Raw genomic sequence first — 17,133 nt, 5'->3', positions numbered from 1 at the left:
GATCACGCGTCGTCTGGCCGGACTGGTCTATGAGCTGACGCCGCAGATGTTCGCGGTCGCCACCTTCCTGCTGGGCGGGGCGATGCTGCTGTCGGCGGTGACCCCGGCCTTCAATGACCGGCTCAACGCCTTGGGGCGGTTCTATCCGCCGTTGCTGATCGACCTGTCCCACTTCGCCGCCAGCGTGACGGGCTTCATCCTGCTGCTGATCTCGGCGGGGCTGTGGCGGCGGCGGCGCGGAGCCTACTATGCGGCTTTGGCGGTCCTACTGGTCGGCGCGGTCTTCTCCCTGCTGAAGGGGCTGGATTGGATGCAGGCCATCGAGATGAGCCTGGCGGCGGCCCTGCTGGCGCCGTGCCGCTCGGCCTTCAATCGCCGCTCGCGCCTGGGGGAGCCGCTGCGGCCGGGCTGGCTGCTGATGCTGGCGGCGGCGGTGGCGGCCATGCTGTGGCTGGGCTTCTTCGCCTATCGCGACACGGCCTACACCGACGAGCTCTGGTGGACCTTCCTGGTCGACAAGCAGGCCTCGGGCTTCCTGCGCGCCGGGGCGGTGCTGGCCTTGCTGACCCTGGCGGTGGCGGTGCGTTCCCTGCTGACCGCGCCCGGCGCGCGCAGCCATGGGCCGGCGGCTGCAGCGGACGTCGAGCGGGCGCGCCAGGCGCTGGAGGTCGCCGAGGTCGCCGCGCCCGAGGCGGGCCTGGCCCTGCTGGGCGACAAGGCCCTGCTGTTCAGTCCGTCGGGCCGCAGCTTCATCGCCTATCGCGTGCGGGGGCGTCGCTGGATCGCCATGAGCGAACCCGCCGGGCTGAGGAAGGAGCGGCTGGAGCTTCTGTGGTCCTTCGCTCAGCTGGCCGACAGCTACGGCGGAGCGGCGGTCTTCTATTCCGTGGGCGAGGGACTGCTGGCCGACCTGGCGACGCTCGGCATGGCCGTGCGCAAGGTCGGCGAAGCGGCCGTGATCGACGCCGCTCATTTCACGACCGAGGGCAAGGGCAAGCAGAGCTTGCGCACCGCCGTGAACCGGGCCGAGCGCGAGGGCGCTGGCTTCGAGGTGGCGCCGCCGGGCTCGGCGCGGCCGCTGGAGGCCGAATTGCGCGCTGTGTCCGACGCCTGGCTGAGGCATCACAACGGGTCCGAGAAGGCCTTTTCGCTCGGCCGGTTCGACATCGACTATCTGGACCGACAGGCGCTGGCGCTGGTGCGCGAGAACGGCCGCGTCGTCGCCTTCGCCAACCTGTTGATCGGCGCGGGCGGGCGTGAGGCGATGATCGACCTGATGCGCCATGATCCGGAGGGGCCGCACGGCGTGATGGACTATCTGTTCACCCGCACGGCGCAGTGGGCGCGGGACCGGGGCATGGAGCGGCTGGACCTGGGCATGGCGCCCCTGTCGGGCCTTGAGGACCGCCGCATGGCCCCGGTCTTCGCCCGCGTCGGCGCCCTGGTGTTCGAGGAGGGGGCGCCGTCTACGGCTTCCAGGGCCTGCGCGCCTACAAGGCCAAGTTCGGCCCCGACTGGCGGCCGAAATTCATCGCCGCGCCGCCGACCACGCCCCTGCCCCTGGCCCTGCTGGACGTCGCCCTGTTGACCAGCGGCGGCTGGCCGGGGCTGCTGGGCCTGAAGAGGTAGCCTCGGCGCACAAAAAAGGCGGCCCGCCACGGGCCGCCTTCCTCGTTTGGACAGAACGCCGGGTCAGTCGGCGCGGACGCGCTTCTTGCGGAAGGAGGGGTTCAGGACCTCCTTGCGCAGGCGGATCGACTTGGGCGTGACCTCGACCAGTTCGTCTTCCTCGATATAGGCGATGGCCTGTTCCAGGCTCATCTTGCGCGGCGGGGTCAGGCGCACGGCCTCGTCCTTGCCCGAGGCGCGGACGTTGGTCAGCTGCTTGCCCTTGATCGGGTTGACGTCCAGGTCGTCGGAACGGCTGTTCTCGCCGATGATCATGCCCTGGTAGGTCTTTTCGCCGGCGCCGACGAACATGACGCCGCGATCCTCCAGGTTCCACAGGGCGAAAGCCGCCGTGTCGCCGTCCGAGTTGGAGACCAGCACGCCCTTCAGGCGGCCCTCGATGGCCCCCTTGTGGCCTTCATAGTGGGAGAAGACGCGGTTCAGCACGCCCGAGCCGCGCGTGTCGGTCAGGAACTCGCCCTGATAGCCGATCAGCGAGCGCGACGGGCACTTCAGCTGGATGCGGGTCTTGCCGGCGCCCGAGGGGCCCATGTCGGTCAGTTCGGCCTTGCGGGCCGACAGCTTCTCGATGACCACGCCCGAGAACTCGTCGTCGACGTCGATGACCACGTCCTCGATCGGCTCCTGGCGCTCGCCGTTCTCGCCGGTCTGATAGACCACGCGCGGGCGGCTGATCGACAGTTCGAAGCCTTCGCGGCGCATGTTCTCGATCAGAACGCCCAGCTGCAGTTCGCCGCGACCGGCGACCTCATAGGCGTCCGAGCCCGGCGTCTCGGTGATGCGGATGGCGACGTTGGCCTCGGCTTCCTTCAGCAGGCGGTCGCGGATGACGCGCGACTGCACCTTGTCGCCTTCGCGGCCGGCCAGCGGGCTGTCGTTCACGCCCACCGTCATGGAGATGGTCGGCGGGTCGATCGGCAGGGCGTCCAGCGGCTCGGTGACGTCCATGGCGCACAGGGTGTCGGCCACGGTGGCCTTGGACATGCCGGCGATGGCGACGATGTCGCCCGCTTCCGAACCCTCGTCCAGCGGCTGGCGCTTCAGGCCGCGGAAGGCCAGGACCTTGGTGATGCGGCCCTGTTCGATGGTCTTGCCGTCGCGCGACAGGGCCTTGATGGCCATGCCCGGAACCGCCTTGCCCGAGTGGATGCGGCCGGTCAGCAGGCGGCCCAGGAAGGGGTCGCTTTCGATCAGGACGTTCAGGATCTTGAACGGCTCATTGACGCGCGCCTGGGCGGCGGGGGGCGGAACGTGATCCACGATCAGGTCATACAGCGGGTGCAGGTTCTCGCTCGGCTGGGCCAGGTCCAGCGTCGCCCAGCCCGAACGGCCCGAGGCGTAGATGACCGGGAAGTCCAGCTGCTCGTCCGTGGCGCCCAGGGCGGCGAACAGGTCGAAGGTCTCGTTCAGCACGCGGTCCGGGTCGGCGTGGGCGCGGTCGACCTTGTTGATGCACAGGATGGGGCGCAGGCCCATCTTCAGCGCCTTGGTCAGCACGAACTTGGTCTGGGGCATGACGCCCTCTTCGGCGTCGACCAGCAGGACGCAGCCGTCCACCATGCCCAGGATGCGCTCGACCTCGCCGCCGAAGTCGGCGTGGCCCGGCGTGTCGATGATGTTGATGCGAGTTTCGCCGGCCTTGCCGTTCCACAGGATCGACGTGCATTTGGCCAGGATGGTGATGCCGCGCTCGCGCTCCTGATCGCCGGAGTCCATGGCGCGCTCGGTCGTCGCCTCATTGGCGCGGAACAGGCCGGACTGGGCCAGCAGGGCGTCCACCATGGTCGTCTTGCCGTGGTCGACGTGGGCGATGATAGCGACGTTACGAAGGTTCATGTCGGGCTCGGGCGGACTGTGTTCGGTCACGGATGGGCCGCGCCGCTGCAAGAAGATTGCAGAAAAGGGAAGGGTTCGGCGCGCCTCTTACAGGGATGCGGGCCAAAACGCCAGTCCGGTGCGCGTTCGACTGATCAACCCAGCGGCATGACGGCCAGCACCCCCACGGCCAGCGTCCCGATGAGCAGGGCCGACAGGGCGGCGACGGCGGCCACGCGCGGTCCGGCCCGCAGCACGGCGCGCGGATCGACCATCAGCCCCAGCGCCGCCATGGCGATCAGCGTCAGGGCCGAGACCGAGACGTGCAGCGGCGGCAGGATCGCTTCCGGCAGCCAGCCCAGCGATCGCACGGCCATCAGGGCTAGGAAGACGAGGATGAACCAGGGCGCCATCTGATGCAGCTTCGGCCCGCGCCCGCCTTCGGCCTGTTTCGAGCGCATCAGGCCCAGGATCAGGCAGACCGGCCCCAGCATCAGCACGCGCACCAGCTTGACCACGGCGCCCGTCTGGACGGCGGCCAGGCCGGCGGGCGCGGCGGCGGCCAGCACCTGCGGCACGGCGTAGACGGTCAGGCCCGCCAGCACCCCGACCCGCGTGGCGTCATTGCCCATCACGGCGCCGACGACCGGAACCAGCAGCACCACGGCGATGCCCAGAACGGCGGTGAAGCCGATGGCGGCGGCCACGTCCTGGCCCTCGGCCTCGATGACCGGGGCCACGGCGGCGATGGCCGAGTTGCCGCAGATGGCGTTGCCGCAGGCGACCAGCAGGGCCATGGCGTGCGGCAGGCCGAACGCCCGCCCCAGCGCATAGCCGCCGACGATGGCCACGGCGACGACGCCGACGATGGCCAGCAGCAGCCAGGGCCCCAGCGCCGCCACCGCCGCGCCCGAGACCGTAGCGCCCAGCAGGGCCACGGCGACTTCCAGCAGGGTCTTGGCGCTGAAGGCGACGCCCGGCGTCCACAGCGACGACGGCGTCCAGACCAGGCGCAGTCCGGCCCCGATCAGGATGGCCAGGACCAGGCCCTCGATCCACGGATGTTCGAACAGCCGGGTCTCGACAATCTGCAGCCCATAGGCGACGGCGCCGATGGCGGCGGACAGGGCGACGCCGGGCAGCAGTCGGGCCAGGCCCGTCAGGCGGCGAGAGGGAGCGGCATGATCGAGAGCGACGGTCATGCGGTCCTTATCCGCTCCGTCATCTGATCGATCCAACGCGTAGTTATGGACTTAACAATCGATTTGATCGATCAATAAGCCATGACGCTGGAACAGCTCCGCATCTTCGTCGCCGTGGCCGAGCGCCTGCACATGACGCGGGCGGCCGAGGCGCTGCATCTGACCCAGTCGGCGGTCAGCGCGGCGGTCAATGCGCTGGAGACGCGGCACGGGGCGCGGCTGCTCGACCGGGTCGGGCGCGGCCTGGCGCTGAACGCGGCGGGGACGGCCTTTCTGCCGGAAGCCAGGGCGGTGCTGGCGCGGGCCGAGGCGGCCGAGCGGCTGCTGGACGAACTGGCGGGGCTGAAACGCGGGTCGGTGCGGCTGTTCGCCAGTCAGACCATCGCCGCCTACTGGCTGCCGCCGCGCATGGCCGCCTTCGCCCAGAGCCATCCGGGCGTGGAGCTGCATCTGTCGATCGGCAACACCCATCAGGTGGTCGAGGCCGTGCTGGGGGGCGAGGCGGAACTGGGCCTGATCGAAGGCGCCGAGGACGCGCCCCGGCTGGAGCGGACGCGGATCGGGGCCGACCGGCTGATCGTGGTGGCGGCGCCGGGGCATCCGCTGGCGGAGCGGGAGCAGCCTCTGGCCGCGTCGGATCTGAAGGCTCTGGACTGGGCCTTGCGCGAGGCGGGCTCGGGCACCCGCAGCGAGTTCGAGGCGGCCCTGCCGCGCGGCATGGCCGCGTCGGACCTGAAGACGGCGCTCGTGCTGCCGTCCAATGAGGCGATCCTGACGGCGGTGGCGGCCAGCGCCGGGGACGGCGGCGGGCTGGTCACGGCGATCTCGGAACTGGCCGCCCGGCCCCTGATCGAGGCGGGGCGGCTGGTCCGCCTGCCGCTCGAACTGCCCGAGCGGCCCTTCTATCGGCTGCGCCACCGCGAACGCAGCGCCAGTCGGGCGGCGGAGGCCTTCGCCGCCGCCCTGTAGCCGGCTTGAATCCTGGCCGCCCTAGACCTTGGCCGCGCGGCGACGCACCCAGGCGTAGAGGGCGTAGGTCAGAGCCGCAAAGGCGATCAGACCGGCCCACATGGCGGGCCAGCCGCTGTCGGCGGGCAGCAGGGCGAAAGGCGCCTCGTCGCGCGTGCCGACGATGACGGCGGCGGTGAGGACGCCGAACAGGCTCTCGCCCACGATCAGGCCGGACGCCAGCAGCACGCCCATGCGGCGGGCCACGTCGGCGTAACGGGTCGACTTGACCGCCCGGTCGTACAGCCAGCCGCAGACCGCGCCGACGACCAGCATGGTGGTGACGGCGGCGGGCAGATAGACGCCGATCCCGGCGGCCAGCGGCGGCAGCTTGATCCGGTCGTTCGTCGTGCGACGCAGGATGACGTCGAGGATGATGACCAGGACGCCGACCACGGCCCCGATGCCGATCAGATCCCAGCGCAGGTCGCCCGAGATGACGCCCTTGGCCAGAGCCGAGATCAGGGTCGCCTGAGGCGCCGCCAGGGTCTGCGAGCCCTGGACGATGGCGGGCGGGCCGCCTTCGAAGCCGAAGGCCTGGTTCATCATGTCCAGCACGAAGGGGATGACCAGGGCGCCGGCCACCACGCCGACCAGCAGGGCCGTCTGCTGACGCCAGGGCGTGGCTTCGACCAGCTGACCGGTCTTGAGGTCCTGCAGGTTGTCGTTGGCGATCACGGCCACGGCGAAGACCACGGCGGTGACGATCAGGGCGAAGGCGACGATCGACGGATCGGCCGGAACCCCGGCGATGGCCAGCACGCCCAGCATCAGCAGGGAGGCGATGATGATGGCCAGGATGCCGACGCCCGACACCGGGCTGTTCGACGACCCGATCAGCCCGGCCATGTAGCCGCAGATGGCGGCCACGGCGAAGCCGATGACCACGACATAGACCAGGCCGCCGATCACCAGCAGCGGGGCCGATCCGGCCAGGGCGGTGCCCTGGGCCACCACGGCCAGCAGGACGGCGATGCCGACCAGGGCGGCGACCGAGATCAGACCGACCAGCTTGATGGGCATGTCCTGCTCGGCCAGCTCCAGCGTCTCGCCATGGGCGCGGCGCGCCTGGGCGGAGATGGCCGAGGCCAGGCCGGCGGCCAGGGGTTTGGCCAGCTTGGCCAGGGTCCACAGGGCGGCGACGCCGATGACCCCGGCGCCGATGAAGCGGACCTCCTGGGCCCAGACGCTCATGGCCAGGCCCTCGGCGCCGGCTTCGGCCGCCGTCGTGGCGGCGATGGAGGGCACGCCGTGGGCGACGGCCCAGGCGGCGAACTCGGGGGAGGTCAGGATGGGCACGAAGATCAGCCAGGCCAGGACCAGGCCGAACAACTGGGTCAGGCCGACCGCCAGCCCGATCAGGTGACCGGCGCCCAGCAGCGCGAACTGCATGGAGAAGCCGACCCCGGTCGCCCCGCCGCCCAGCGCCGCGGGCAGGCGCAGGAAGGCGGCGGTCTCGGCCGCGAACACCCGGGCGGCGGCCAGGAAGCCGAAGAGCGCCGAAGCGATCGCCCCGCCGATGACGACGAACAGGCCGGAACGGTTCTCGCGGACCGCCTCCTCGGTCTGGTCCGCGCCGGGCGAACCGACCTTCAGCACCTCGGCGGCGGCGACGCCCTCGGGGTAGGGCAGGCCGCCCTGGACGACCAGGGTCCGGCGCAGGGGAATGGAGAAGGTCACCCCCAGCACCCCGCCCAGGACGCAGATCATCACCGACTCCCAGAAGGGGAAGTTCATCCACCAGCCGATCATCACCAGACCGGGGAGGACGAAGATGATGGCGCTCATCGAGCCGCCGACCGAGGCGACGGTCTGGACCGTCATATTCTCCCAGATGGTCGAACCGCGGAACGCCCGCAGCAGGGCCATGGAGATGACCGCCGCCGGAATGGCCGAGGCGAAAGTCAGGCCGACCTTCAGCCCCAGATAGGTGTTGGCCGCCGTGAAGACCGCCGCCAGCAGACACCCCAGGATCAGGGCGCGGATGGTCAGTTCTATGCGTTTGCCGGTTCCGGCGGGGGTGTCCGTCATGCGGGAGCCTCGTGAATGTGCGGCGAGGCTAAGCCTGAAAGCCGGGCTGTGACAACGGGGCGCAGGCTAGTTCAGGACGCGCCGGGAATCCGGCACGTCCAGACTGAAGGCCGGAATGGCGGCTTCGAACATCCGACCTTCGGCGTCCTGCATGAAATAGGCGCCGACCATGGAGCCCGAGGGCGTCGTCAACGGACAGCCCGAGGCGTAGGCGTAGCTGTCGCCCGGCTCGATCAGCGGCTGCTCGCCGACCACGCCGGGGCCGCGCACCTCCTCGACCCGGCCCAGGGCGTCGGTGATGGTCCAGCGCCGGGCCACCAGCTGCACCGGACCGCCGCTCAGATTGACGATCTCGACCTGATAGGCCCAGACCCAGCGCCCCTCGGCCGGGTCCGACTGGCCCGCCAGGTAGGAGGGGCGGACGCGAACGACGACGCCTTCGGTCTCGGCGGAGTAGGCAGGAGCGGAGTGCATGCGCTATATGCAGCCCGCCGTACGCGGGGTTCAAGCGTCTGTCGTCGCCGACAAGCTACACAGACGAGAAAATCCGTGTGAGAACAGGACGGCATGACCAGCTTTCAGATTCCCGCCCGCTCCGGCATCCTTCCCTTCCAGGGCATTGAGACCCTGATCGCGGCGGGCGCCATCGCCTCCGACACCCCGTTCGACGTCGATCAGGTCCAGCCCGCCAGCCTGGACCTGCGCCTGTCGGACCAGGCCTGGCGCGTGCGCGCCTCCTTCCTGCCCGGTCAGCGCAAGGTCGAGGCGCGCATCGCCGACGTCGCCATGCACGCCATCGACCTGTCGGGCGGCTATGTGATGGAGAAGGGCTGCGTCTATATCGCCCGCCTGCAGGAGCGCCTCAGCCTGCCCAAGGGGCTGAACGCCCGCGCCAATCCGAAGAGCTCGACCGGCCGCGTGGACGTCTTCGTGCGCCTGCTGACCGATCAGGGCGGCAGCTTCGACGATGTGGATGAGGGTTATGACGGCCCGCTGTATCTCGAGATCGCGCCCCAGACCTTCTCCATCCTGGTCAAGCCGGGCACGCGGCTGAACCAGCTGCGCCTCAAGGCGGGCGAGCCGCCCAAGCTGGAGACCCGCAGCGTCGGCGTCGACCTGCGCGCGGGCGACAACGGCGTCGTCGGCTATCGCGGCCGCCGTCACGCGGGCGTGGTCAACATGGACCACATCGACGGCCACGACCCGCGCGACTTCTGGGAGCCGCTGACCCTGCGCCGGGGCGAACTGCTGCTGGATCCGGGCGAGTTCTACATCCTGGCCTCGTCGGACGATGTGGAGATTCCGGTCGATCAGGCCGCCGAGATGACCCCCATCGACCCGTCGGTCGGCGAGTTCCGCGTCCACTATGCCGGCTTCTTCGACCCCGGCTTCGGCACGGACGAGGCGCACGGCGCAGGCTCCAAGGGCGTGCTGGAGGTCCGCACCCACGACACCCCCTTCCTGCTGGAGCACGGCCAGATCGTCGCCCGACTGGTCTATGAGCCGCTGACGGAACGCCCGTCGCGCCTCTATGGCGAAGGCGGCAGCCACTACCAGAGCCAGGGGCTCAAGCTGTCGAAACACTTCCGCCCCTGGGGCTGATCTGCCCTTCTCCCCTTGAGGGAGAAGGTGGGCGCCGAAGGCGCTCGGATGAGGGGTGTGAGCGCCGCGGTCAGCCGATCGCGGCGCTTTTTCTATGCGCCGCACGACGAGCGACGCCGCCGCCACCCCTCATCCGTCATGCTTCGCATGCCACCTTCTCCCACAAGGGGAGAAGGGTCGTTCTGAGCGCATCAGGTCAGCTTGTTCGCCTTCCTCAGACTGGGGAAGACCCTGGCCCAGACCCCGGTCGCGGCCAGGGCGCCGAAGCCGCCGAACACCGCCGCCCCGATGGGGCCGAGCAGGCGCACCATGACGCCGGAATAGGCTTCGCCCAGTTCGTTGGAGGCGCCGATGAACAGCATGGACACCGACGACACCCGCCCGCGCATGTGATCGGGCGTGGCCAGCTGGATCAGGGTCTGGCGGATGTTGACGCTGATCATGTCCGCCGCCCCGCCCAGGAACAGCACCGCCCCTGACAGCCAGACGCTCTTGGACAGGCCGAAGATCAGGGTGCAGACGCCGAACACGGCCACCGCCCCGAACATCCACCGCCCGCCGTGACGCACGATGGGGAAGCGGCTGAGGTAGAGGGCCATGATCAGCGCCCCCACCCCGAACGAGGCCCGCAGTAGGCCGAAGCCGATCGCGCCGACATGCAGGATGTCGCGCGCGAAGATCGGCGTCAGCAACGCCACTCCGGCCAGCAGGACGACGACCAGGTCCAGGGAGATGGCGCCCAGGACGATCTTGGTCTTCCAGACATAGGCGAGACCTTCCCTGACCTGCTGCACCGGGCCCAGTTTGGACGGATCGACCTGGGGCTTGCCTCGGGTGCGGATCAGCAGGAAGCAGGCGACCGCCACCAGGAACAGCCCCATGGCCGAGGCGTAGGCCAGGGGCACCGACAGGCCGACGATGACCCCGCCCAGGGCCGGTCCGGCGATGGCGCCGGTCTGGAAGGCGATGGACTGGGCGGCGATGGCGGGCGGCAGGGCCTTGCGTCCCACCACCATCGGCAGGAAGGCCTGGCTGGCCGGGGCCAGGAAGGCGCGCGCCGCGCCGAAGACGGCGGCGACCGCCAGCAGGCCCCACAGGGGCGGCGAGCCGTGCAGCGCCATCATCAGGAAGGCGCTCGCGCACATCCCCTCGACGATGATCGACAGGGTGACGGTGTGCTTGCGGTCGTGTCGGTCGGCCATGGCCCCGGCGGGCAGGGTGAAGGCCAGCAGGGGCAGGAACTGGCACAGGCCCACCAGTCCCAGATAGAGGCTGGCTTCCTCGATCGGATGGTCGCGCCGGGCGATCTCATAGACCTGCCACAGCAGGGCCGAGGACTGGATCTGGATGCCCAGAACCGCCACCATCCGGCCCAGCCACAGCAGGCGGAAGTCGCCGATGCCCCAGGGGCTGGACGGGCCGCCGTCATGAGAGGAGCCGGGCGGGGGTCCAGGCGGCAGCGGCGGCTGGGGCGGAAACGTCGGGGCGGAATCGATGCTTTCGGTCGTCACGGTCGTGGTGCGTCTTCAAACAAGGGGCGCTGTCGCGGCCGTCGGGCCTTCTCGCGGGTGCGCGATATGCCTAAAGCATAGCGGCATGAGCGCCGCATCACATTCCGTCATCGATCCTGTCGACCTGACCCGCGACCTGATCCGCATCCCCTCCGTCACGCCGGCCGACGAAGGGGCGATGGACGTGTTGGAGCGCGCCCTGACCGGCCTGGGCTTCACCTGCCGCCGCATGGTGTTCGAGGGGCCGAGCGGCGTGGGCCACGACGCCCGGATCGAGAACCTCTACGCCCGGCGCGGGACCGCCTCGCCCAACCTCTGCTTCGCCGGCCACACCGACGTGGTGCCGATCGGCGATCTGAAGGCCTGGAGCGCCGGACCGTTCGAGGGCGAGACCCGCGACGGCGTCCTCTATGGCCGCGGGGCTGTGGACATGAAGGGCGGCGTCGCCGCCTGGGTCGCCGCCGTCTCGCGCGTTCTCACCCAAGGCGAGATCGAGGGCTCCCTGTCCTTCCTGATCACCGGCGACGAGGAAGGCCCGGCGCTGCACGGCACCAAACGGGTGGTCCAGATCCTGGCCGCCGAGGGCGAGGTGATCGACGCCTGCGTGGTGGGCGAGCCCTCCTCGGCCCACCACCTGGGCGACATGATCAAGGTCGGGCGGCGCGGCTCGCTGAACACCTGGATCACCGTCCACGGCAAACAGGGCCACGTCGCCTATCCCGATCGCGCCGCCAATCCGGCCCCGGTCATCGCTCGCCTGCTGGCCCGGCTGGACGCCCATGTGCTGGACGACGGTTACCCCGAGTTCCCGCCGTCGAACCTGGAGATCACCACCATCGACGTGGGCAATCCGGCGACCAACATCATCCCGGCCGAAGCGAAGGCGCGGCTCAATATCCGCTTCAACCCGACCCACACCGGCGACGGTCTGATCGACTGGCTGAACCGCGAGGCGGGCGCGCTTCAGGCCGAGACCGGCCTGCAGATCGAGCTGGAGCACATGTGCTCGGGCGAAGCCTTCCTGACCGAGCCGGGCGTCTTCGTCACGGCGGTGCAGGACGCTGTGGAGGCGACGCTGGGCCGCCGCCCTGAGGCCTCGACCACCGGCGGCACCTCGGACGCCCGCTTCATCCGCGCCCTGTGTCCGGTGTTGGAGCTGGGTCTGGTCGGCCAGACCATGCACCAGGTCGACGAGCGCGTGCCCGAGGCCGATCTGCGCGCCCTGAGCGACGCCTATGAACGCGTCATCACGACAGTGCTGGAGCGTTTGAAGCCCTGATCCGCCGGGTCATGTCACAGCCCGATGGTCTGTCTCGTCATGGAGGGACGCGCACTCAAGCCACAGGAGCCACGACATGACACCGCGCATCGCCAACCCCGCCAAGGCCGCCCCCGACGTCTATCAGGCGATGGTGCGGCTGGAGCAGGCCGTCGCCGCCAGCGGCCTGGAGCACAGCCTTCTGGAACTGCTGAAGATCCGCGTCTCGCAGATCAACGGCTGCGCCTATTGCCTGCACATGCACACCGCCGACGCCCGCAAGGCGGGTGAGAGCGAAGTACGTCTGCATCTGCTCGCCGCATGGCGGGAATCCTCGCTGTTCAGCCCGCGCGAACGCGCCGCCCTGACCTGGGCCGAAAGCCTGACGCGCATCGAACAGTCTCAGGCGTCCGATGCGGACTATGCCGTGTTCAAGGCCGAGTTCAGTGAAGCCGAGCAGGTGAAACTGGCCTTCGCCATCGGGGCGATCAACGTCTGGAACCGGCTCGCCGTCGGCTTCCGCTCGGCCCATCCGGCAGGCCCGGCGCGTGTCGCGGCCTGATCCCTCGACCGAAGTCTTCGAGGTGCATCGGCCCCGGCTGACGCGCCTCGCCTACCGTATGCTCGGCTCCCTGGCCGAGGCGGAAGACGTGACGCAGGAGGCCTGGCTCCGATGGAGCCGGGTCGACCCGGCCGAGATTCTCGAGCCCGGCGCCTGGTTGACGCGCACCACCACCCGCCTGGCGCTGGACCTGCTGAAATCCGCCCGCGTGCGGCGCGAGACCTATGTCGGCGCCTGGCTGCCCGAGCCGCTGATCACCGGGCCGGAGGCGGACGCCGAGGTCTTCGCCGATGATCTGACCCTGTCCCTGATGACCGCCATGGAGCGGCTGTCGCCCCTGGAGCGCGCCGCCTTCCTTCTTCATGACGTGTTCGAGGTCGGCTTCGACGAGGTGGCGACGACGCTGGAGCGCGATCCCGCTTCGGTGCGGCAACTGGCCAGCCGCGCCCGGCGCCATATCCGGGAGGCCCGCCCCCGCTACGCCGTGGAGCCGCAAGAGGGCGAACGCATCGCCCGCGCCTTCTTCGACGCGGCGCGATCCGGCGACATGGCCGCCCTCGGCGCCCTTCTGGCGGACGAGGCGACGCTGAAGTCGGACGGCGGGGGCAAGGTGATCGCCTTCCACAACGCCATTCAGGGCGCGCCGAAGCTGTTGCGGCTCTATGCGGGCCTGCACCGCAAATACGGTCAGGAAGGTTCGGAAATGCTTCGTCCCGTCTGGATCGACGGCCTGCCCGGCTACATCAGCCTGGAGCGCGGCCGCATCCTGCAGACGACGGCCCTGACCATCGTCGACGGCCGGGTGGTCGAGGTCTTCATCACGCGGAATCCGGACAAGCTGGCGCGCATCGCCGCGCTTCTGGACGGTAACTCGCCGCCGGCGTCGGCCTAGCGGCAGGCGTCGACCCATTCGGCGTCGGTCAGCGCCGCCATCCGCTCAGGGGCGATGCGGACGGCCGAATGGATGGCGCCGGCCGCCGGGATCACCACGTCCCAGGCCTTCAGCGAGGCGTCGCAATAGACCGGCAGGGGCGTCGCCAGGCCGAAGGGGCAGACGCCGCCGACAGGGTGGCCGGTCACGCCCTCGACTTCTGAGAGGTCCAGCATCCTGATCTTGCCGCCGAAGGCCGCCTTGGCCTTGGCGTTGTCCAGCCGCGCGTCGCCCGCCGTGACCAGAAGGACGACGCGGTCGCCTGCGCGCAGGGACAGGGTCTTGGCGATCTGGCCCGGTTCGACGCCGTGGGCGGCGGCCGCCTCGGCCACCGTGGCGGTGCTGACGTCCAGTTCGATGACGGCGACGTCGGGCGCCTTTTGCGCGAAGAAGGCGCGGACGCTGTCCAGGCTCACGGCTTTTGCGCCGCTTCCAGCCGGGCGATGCGGCGGTCCATGTCGGCGACCTGATCCTTCAGCCGCTGCGCCTCGGACGCCATGTCGACCGGCGTGCCGTCGTCATAGGTCAGCTGCGCCCCCTTCTCGATCAGGTCGAGGCGATACAGGGCGGTGACGCGGGTCGCCTTGAACCGCTCCAGCTCGCTTTCCGGGGAGATGACGCGGGCCATGTCAGCGCGCCGCCACGACGATGACTTCGACGAGGTAATCGGGCGTGGCCAGCTTCGCCTCGCAGGTGGCGCGGGCGGGCGGGTTGGCCGGGTCGACCCAAGCGTCCCAGACGGCGTTCATCGCCTCGAAATCGGCGATGTCGGCCAGCCAGACCTGGGCCGACAGGATCTTCGTCTTGTCGCTGCCGCATTCGGCCAGGATCGCCTCGACCTCGGCCAGGGCGGTGCGCGTCTGGGCGGCGACGTCCTCGCCCGGCTCGCCGACCTGTCCGGCCAGGTAGATGGTCTGGCCGTGGATCACGGCCTGGCTCATGCGGCTGTCGGGCTGGATGCGGGTGATCATGACGGCTCCTTGCGCTGAGGCCCGGACTTAACGCGGCGGGGCGGCCGCTCCAAGGACAAAGGCCGGACGCCGCGCCGTCTTCCTAAACGCGAAAAGCCGTGTCACAGGAAGCGCCATGGAAACGATCCGCATCGAGAACCGCATCGGCGTGCGCGCCACGGCCGAACGCCTCTGGGAAGTGCTGACGGACTTCGGCGGCTGGAACCGCTGGAATCCGCATGAGGTCGAGGTCGAGGGCGCCCTGGGCTTCGGCGCGCCGATCAGCCTGACGGAACGCCTGCCGGACCTGGGCGAGCGGCAGGTGCAGGCGAGGCTGGGCGAATGGGAGCCCAACGCCCAGCTGGTCTGGATCGAGCGTCGCGGATTCCTGTTCCGCACCCTGCGCTACTATGAGATCGAGGAGCTGGAGCGGGGAGCCTGCATCGTGTCGCACGGCACGGTCTTCACCGGCCTGCGCGCCGAACTGTTCCATGACAAGCACCGCCCTCGCATCCGCCCGGCCTATCAGGCCATCAGCGAGGCCCTGAAGCGGACCGCCGAGGAAGGCTGAAACGCCTAGCCGCCCTTCATCATGTCCTGGATGTTGATGATGGCCGGGCCCAGGATGACCACGAACAGCACCGGCAGGAAGAACAGGATCATCGGCACGGTCAGCTTGGCGGGCAGGGCCGCAGCCTTCTTCTCGGCGGCGGCCAGACGCAGATCACGGTTTTCCTTGGCCATGACGCGCAGGGCCGACCCCAGCGGCGTGCCGTAGGTCTCGGCCTGGGTCATGGCGGTGGCCACGGCCTTGATGCCCGGATGCTGGGTCCGCTTGGCCATGCCCTCATAGGCCATGCGCCGGTCCGGCAGATAGCTGAGCTCGGCCGAGAGCAGGGACAACTCCTCGGCCAGTTCGATCGACTGGCCGCCGACCTCCTGGCTGACCTTCTGGATGGCCGCCTCGATCGACATGCCGGACTCCACGCAGATCAGCAGCAGGTCGAGCGAGTCGGGGAAGGCGGCGACGATCGACGCCCGCCGCTTGTCGATCAGGTTCTTCAGATAGATGTTCGGCGCATAGAAGCCGACGCCCGCCGCCCCGACCACGAAGGCGATCAGGGTGGTCAGGGGCAGGTCCGGCCTGACGACGCCGAACAGATAGAAGGCCGTCAGCGCCATCAGGATGAAGGGAGTGGCGAAGCGGAAGAAGTAGAAGGTGTTCAGCGGCCTCGGCCCGCGGAAGCCCGCCTGGATCATATTGTCGGCGACCTTGGGGTCTTCCAGCAGCTTCATCAGGTTCAGCCGGGCGACCACCCGGCTGCGGAAGCTGTCGTCGGTCTGGCGCAGGCTGGCGCCTTCGCCGCCCGCCGCGCCGCCGCGCATGGCCTGGCGCGAACGGCGCCGCAGTTCCTCGCGGCGCTCGGCGACCGCCTTCATCCGCTTGTCCAGGCGCGGCCCGCCGTCGACGAAGGAGGACAGAAGCGTCAGCACGCTGGCGAAGACGGCCACGCCCACCCCGATGCTGAGCAGGTTCTGCGGGTCGGTGATGAAGCGCATGAAGCCGTTCACGGTCGTCGCTCCCTCGTCAGAACTTGAAGTTGATCATGCGCTTCATCACGAAGACGCCGATCGCCATCCACATGCCCGCCCCCATCAGCATGACCTGGCCGCGGATGTCGGTGAACATCAGCAGCATGTAGCTGGGGCTCGAGAGCATCACGAGGATCATCACCGCCGGAGGCAGGGAGGCGATGATGCCGGCCGAGGCGATGGCCTCGGACGACAGGGCCTTGATCTTCTCGACCATCATCCTTCGCGCCCGCAGCACCGAGGTCAGGTTGCCCAGGGCCTCGGCCAGGTTGCCGCCCGACTTTTGCTGGATGGCGATGACGATGGCGAAGAATTTCAGCTCCGGCGTCGGGATGCGCTCATACATCTTGTCCAGGGCCTGGGCGAGCGTCAGCCCCACCCCCATGCCCTCGACCAGCAGGCGGAACTCCCCGGCCAGGGGCTCGGGACTCTCGCGGGCGATGATCTTGAAACAGTCGTGCACCGGCAGGCCGGTCTTGATGCCGCGCACCAGGATGTCGACCGCATCGGCGAAGGCCAGGGAGAATTTCTTCATCCGCGCCTTGGCCTTGAAGCCGACGATCCAGCGCGGCAGGCCCAGGCCTGCGGCCACGCCGCCGCCCAGGACGATGAGGATGTTGGCCCCCAGCACGAAGGCCAGAAACGCCCCGACCAGGCCCGCGACCACGCTGATGATGACGAAGGTCCGCATCGACAGGGTCAGGCCCGCCTGCTTCAGCTTGGCCGCCATGGTCAGGCGCGCCTTGCGCTCGCGCCGATCGACCTCCTGAAGCTGCTGCAGGATCTGCTTGCGCCGGGCCTCGGGCGTATTGGCCGCAGCGGCGCGCTTGGCGCTCGCGGCCGCCTCGGCCCGAACCCCGCCCATGGTCTTGGCGCGCTTGACCGCCTGGCCTGAGGAATCGTCGCCGCCGACCAGCACCCAGCCGACGCCGCCGATGGTGATGAAGGCCAGGACCGCCGCCAGGATGGGAAGCAGCATCG

General features: G+C 69.6%; 16 protein-coding genes and 1 pseudogene. 7 read left to right on the top strand and 10 right to left on the bottom strand.

Going from position 1 to position 17,133, the window contains the following annotated elements; genetic code table 11:
* Window positions 1-46: 46 nt before the first annotated feature.
* Window positions 47-1,629: pseudogene (locus tag AC52GN_RS14635) on the top strand (GNAT family N-acetyltransferase).
* A 63-nt stretch (window positions 1,630-1,692) separates the two neighbouring features.
* Here AC52GN_RS14635 and typA read toward each other — a convergent pair.
* Both typA and AC52GN_RS14625 read right to left on the bottom strand, forming a co-directional pair.
* Window positions 1,693-3,525 (bottom strand): translational GTPase TypA, encoded by a 1,833-nt coding sequence (gene typA, locus AC52GN_RS14630; RefSeq protein WP_291780900.1) that lies wholly within the window; start codon window positions 3,523-3,525, stop codon window positions 1,693-1,695.
* 134 nt (window positions 3,526-3,659) lie between these two features.
* Window positions 3,660-4,706, bottom strand: a complete 1,047-nt coding sequence (locus tag AC52GN_RS14625) for a YeiH family protein (protein WP_496527555.1) — start codon at window positions 4,704-4,706, stop codon at window positions 3,660-3,662.
* Window positions 4,707-4,787: 81 nt separating this feature from the next.
* Here AC52GN_RS14625 and AC52GN_RS14620 point away from each other — a divergent pair, with 81 nt between their 5' ends.
* Window positions 4,788-5,675 (top strand): LysR family transcriptional regulator, encoded by an 888-nt coding sequence (locus tag AC52GN_RS14620; protein WP_496527554.1) that lies wholly within the window; start codon window positions 4,788-4,790, stop codon window positions 5,673-5,675.
* A gap of 21 nt (window positions 5,676-5,696) precedes the next feature.
* On the opposite strand, the gene AC52GN_RS14615 is transcribed toward AC52GN_RS14620, so the two are convergent.
* Window positions 5,697-7,745, bottom strand: coding sequence for an OPT family oligopeptide transporter (locus AC52GN_RS14615; RefSeq protein WP_496527553.1), 2,049 nt, complete (start codon window positions 7,743-7,745; stop codon window positions 5,697-5,699).
* 66 nt (window positions 7,746-7,811) lie between these two features.
* On the bottom strand, window positions 7,812-8,219 hold the full coding sequence (gene apaG / locus AC52GN_RS14610; RefSeq protein WP_291780909.1) for a Co2+/Mg2+ efflux facilitator ApaG/CorD: 408 nt from the start codon (window positions 8,217-8,219) through the stop codon (window positions 7,812-7,814).
* Between the two features lie 93 nt (window positions 8,220-8,312).
* Between apaG and AC52GN_RS14605 the strand changes: the two genes are divergently transcribed.
* Window positions 8,313-9,347 (top strand): 2'-deoxycytidine 5'-triphosphate deaminase, encoded by a 1,035-nt coding sequence (locus tag AC52GN_RS14605; RefSeq protein ID WP_343830123.1) that lies wholly within the window; start codon window positions 8,313-8,315, stop codon window positions 9,345-9,347.
* A 191-nt stretch (window positions 9,348-9,538) separates the two neighbouring features.
* Here AC52GN_RS14605 and AC52GN_RS14600 read toward each other — a convergent pair whose 3' ends face one another.
* Entirely contained in the window at window positions 9,539-10,807 is a 1,269-nt protein-coding gene (locus AC52GN_RS14600; RefSeq protein WP_346485641.1) for an MFS transporter, read from the bottom strand.
* A 136-nt stretch (window positions 10,808-10,943) separates the two neighbouring features.
* Between AC52GN_RS14600 and dapE the strand changes: the two genes are divergently transcribed.
* The 3 genes from dapE to AC52GN_RS14585 all read left to right on the top strand — a co-directional run bounded on the left by dapE (window position 10,944) and on the right by AC52GN_RS14585 (window position 13,570).
* Window positions 10,944-12,137, top strand: a complete 1,194-nt coding sequence (gene dapE, locus AC52GN_RS14595) for a succinyl-diaminopimelate desuccinylase (protein WP_496527552.1) — start codon at window positions 10,944-10,946, stop codon at window positions 12,135-12,137.
* A gap of 76 nt (window positions 12,138-12,213) precedes the next feature.
* Window positions 12,214-12,678 carry a carboxymuconolactone decarboxylase family protein gene (locus AC52GN_RS14590; RefSeq protein WP_496527551.1) on the top strand — a complete coding sequence of 155 codons (465 nt, stop codon included), beginning with the start codon at window positions 12,214-12,216 and terminating at the stop codon, window positions 12,676-12,678.
* A complete protein-coding gene (locus AC52GN_RS14585; protein ID WP_291780924.1) occupies window positions 12,665-13,570 on the top strand; it encodes a sigma-70 family RNA polymerase sigma factor in 906 nt (301 codons plus the stop codon). Before AC52GN_RS14590 ends, AC52GN_RS14585 begins: the two co-directional genes overlap by 14 nt.
* On the opposite strand, the gene AC52GN_RS14580 is transcribed toward AC52GN_RS14585, so the two are convergent.
* Genes AC52GN_RS14580 through AC52GN_RS14570 form a run of 3 tightly spaced genes read right to left on the bottom strand, consistent with a single transcriptional unit; the run spans window position 13,567 to window position 14,580 of the window.
* Window positions 13,567-14,025, bottom strand: coding sequence for a YbaK/EbsC family protein (locus AC52GN_RS14580; protein WP_338577298.1), 459 nt, complete (start codon window positions 14,023-14,025; stop codon window positions 13,567-13,569). The two genes, AC52GN_RS14585 and AC52GN_RS14580, sit on opposite strands and share 4 nt — an antisense overlap.
* Window positions 14,022-14,237 (bottom strand): hypothetical protein, encoded by a 216-nt coding sequence (locus tag AC52GN_RS14575; protein ID WP_346519482.1) that lies wholly within the window; start codon window positions 14,235-14,237, stop codon window positions 14,022-14,024. The genes AC52GN_RS14580 and AC52GN_RS14575 overlap by 4 nt, the downstream gene beginning before the upstream one ends.
* Window position 14,238: 1 nt before the next feature.
* Window positions 14,239-14,580 (bottom strand): RidA family protein, encoded by a 342-nt coding sequence (locus AC52GN_RS14570; protein ID WP_346507870.1) that lies wholly within the window; start codon window positions 14,578-14,580, stop codon window positions 14,239-14,241.
* Window positions 14,581-14,695: 115 nt separating this feature from the next.
* On the opposite strand from AC52GN_RS14570, the gene AC52GN_RS14565 reads away from it, so the two are divergent.
* A complete protein-coding gene (locus AC52GN_RS14565) occupies window positions 14,696-15,130 on the top strand; it encodes an SRPBCC domain-containing protein (protein ID WP_291780938.1) in 435 nt (144 codons plus the stop codon).
* A gap of 5 nt (window positions 15,131-15,135) precedes the next feature.
* Here the strand turns inward: AC52GN_RS14565 and AC52GN_RS14560 are convergent, their stop codons facing one another.
* Both AC52GN_RS14560 and AC52GN_RS14555 read right to left on the bottom strand, forming a co-directional pair.
* Window positions 15,136-16,131: a type II secretion system F family protein gene (locus tag AC52GN_RS14560; RefSeq protein WP_496527550.1), complete on the bottom strand. Its 996-nt coding sequence runs from the start codon at window positions 16,129-16,131 to the stop codon at window positions 15,136-15,138.
* Window positions 16,132-16,147: 16 nt separating this feature from the next.
* The gene (locus tag AC52GN_RS14555; RefSeq protein WP_496527549.1) at window positions 16,148-17,131 is read right to left on the bottom strand and encodes a type II secretion system F family protein; all 984 of its coding nucleotides are present in this window, start codon (window positions 17,129-17,131) and stop codon (window positions 16,148-16,150) included.
* Window positions 17,132-17,133 lie beyond the last annotated feature (2 nt).

The organism is Brevundimonas sp. SS2672, from assembly GCF_059579685.1.
This window is presented reverse-complemented; position numbering and strand designations above follow the sequence as displayed.

Excerpts from the sequence above, each read along its gene's own strand:
- apaG (WP_291780909.1), bottom strand. The coding sequence starts at position 8,219 with ATGCACTCCGCTCCTGCCTACTCCGCCGAGACCGAAGGCGTCGTCGTT.
- typA (WP_291780900.1), bottom strand. The coding sequence starts at position 3,525 with ATGAACCTTCGTAACGTCGCTATCATCGCCCACGTCGACCACGGCAAG.
- AC52GN_RS14590 (WP_496527551.1), top strand. The coding sequence starts at position 12,214 with ATGACACCGCGCATCGCCAACCCCGCCAAGGCCGCCCCCGACGTCTAT.
- AC52GN_RS14565 (WP_291780938.1), top strand. The coding sequence starts at position 14,696 with ATGGAAACGATCCGCATCGAGAACCGCATCGGCGTGCGCGCCACGGCC.
- AC52GN_RS14615 (WP_496527553.1), bottom strand. The coding sequence starts at position 7,745 with ATGACGGACACCCCCGCCGGAACCGGCAAACGCATAGAACTGACCATC.
- AC52GN_RS14570 (WP_346507870.1), bottom strand. The coding sequence starts at position 14,580 with ATGATCACCCGCATCCAGCCCGACAGCCGCATGAGCCAGGCCGTGATC.
- AC52GN_RS14625 (WP_496527555.1), bottom strand. The coding sequence starts at position 4,706 with ATGACCGTCGCTCTCGATCATGCCGCTCCCTCTCGCCGCCTGACGGGC.
- AC52GN_RS14575 (WP_346519482.1), bottom strand. The coding sequence starts at position 14,237 with ATGGCCCGCGTCATCTCCCCGGAAAGCGAGCTGGAGCGGTTCAAGGCG.
- AC52GN_RS14605 (WP_343830123.1), top strand. The coding sequence starts at position 8,313 with ATGACCAGCTTTCAGATTCCCGCCCGCTCCGGCATCCTTCCCTTCCAG.
- AC52GN_RS14555 (WP_496527549.1), bottom strand. The coding sequence starts at position 17,131 with ATGCTGCTTCCCATCCTGGCGGCGGTCCTGGCCTTCATCACCATCGGC.
- AC52GN_RS14620 (WP_496527554.1), top strand. The coding sequence starts at position 4,788 with ATGACGCTGGAACAGCTCCGCATCTTCGTCGCCGTGGCCGAGCGCCTG.
- dapE (WP_496527552.1), top strand. The coding sequence starts at position 10,944 with ATGAGCGCCGCATCACATTCCGTCATCGATCCTGTCGACCTGACCCGC.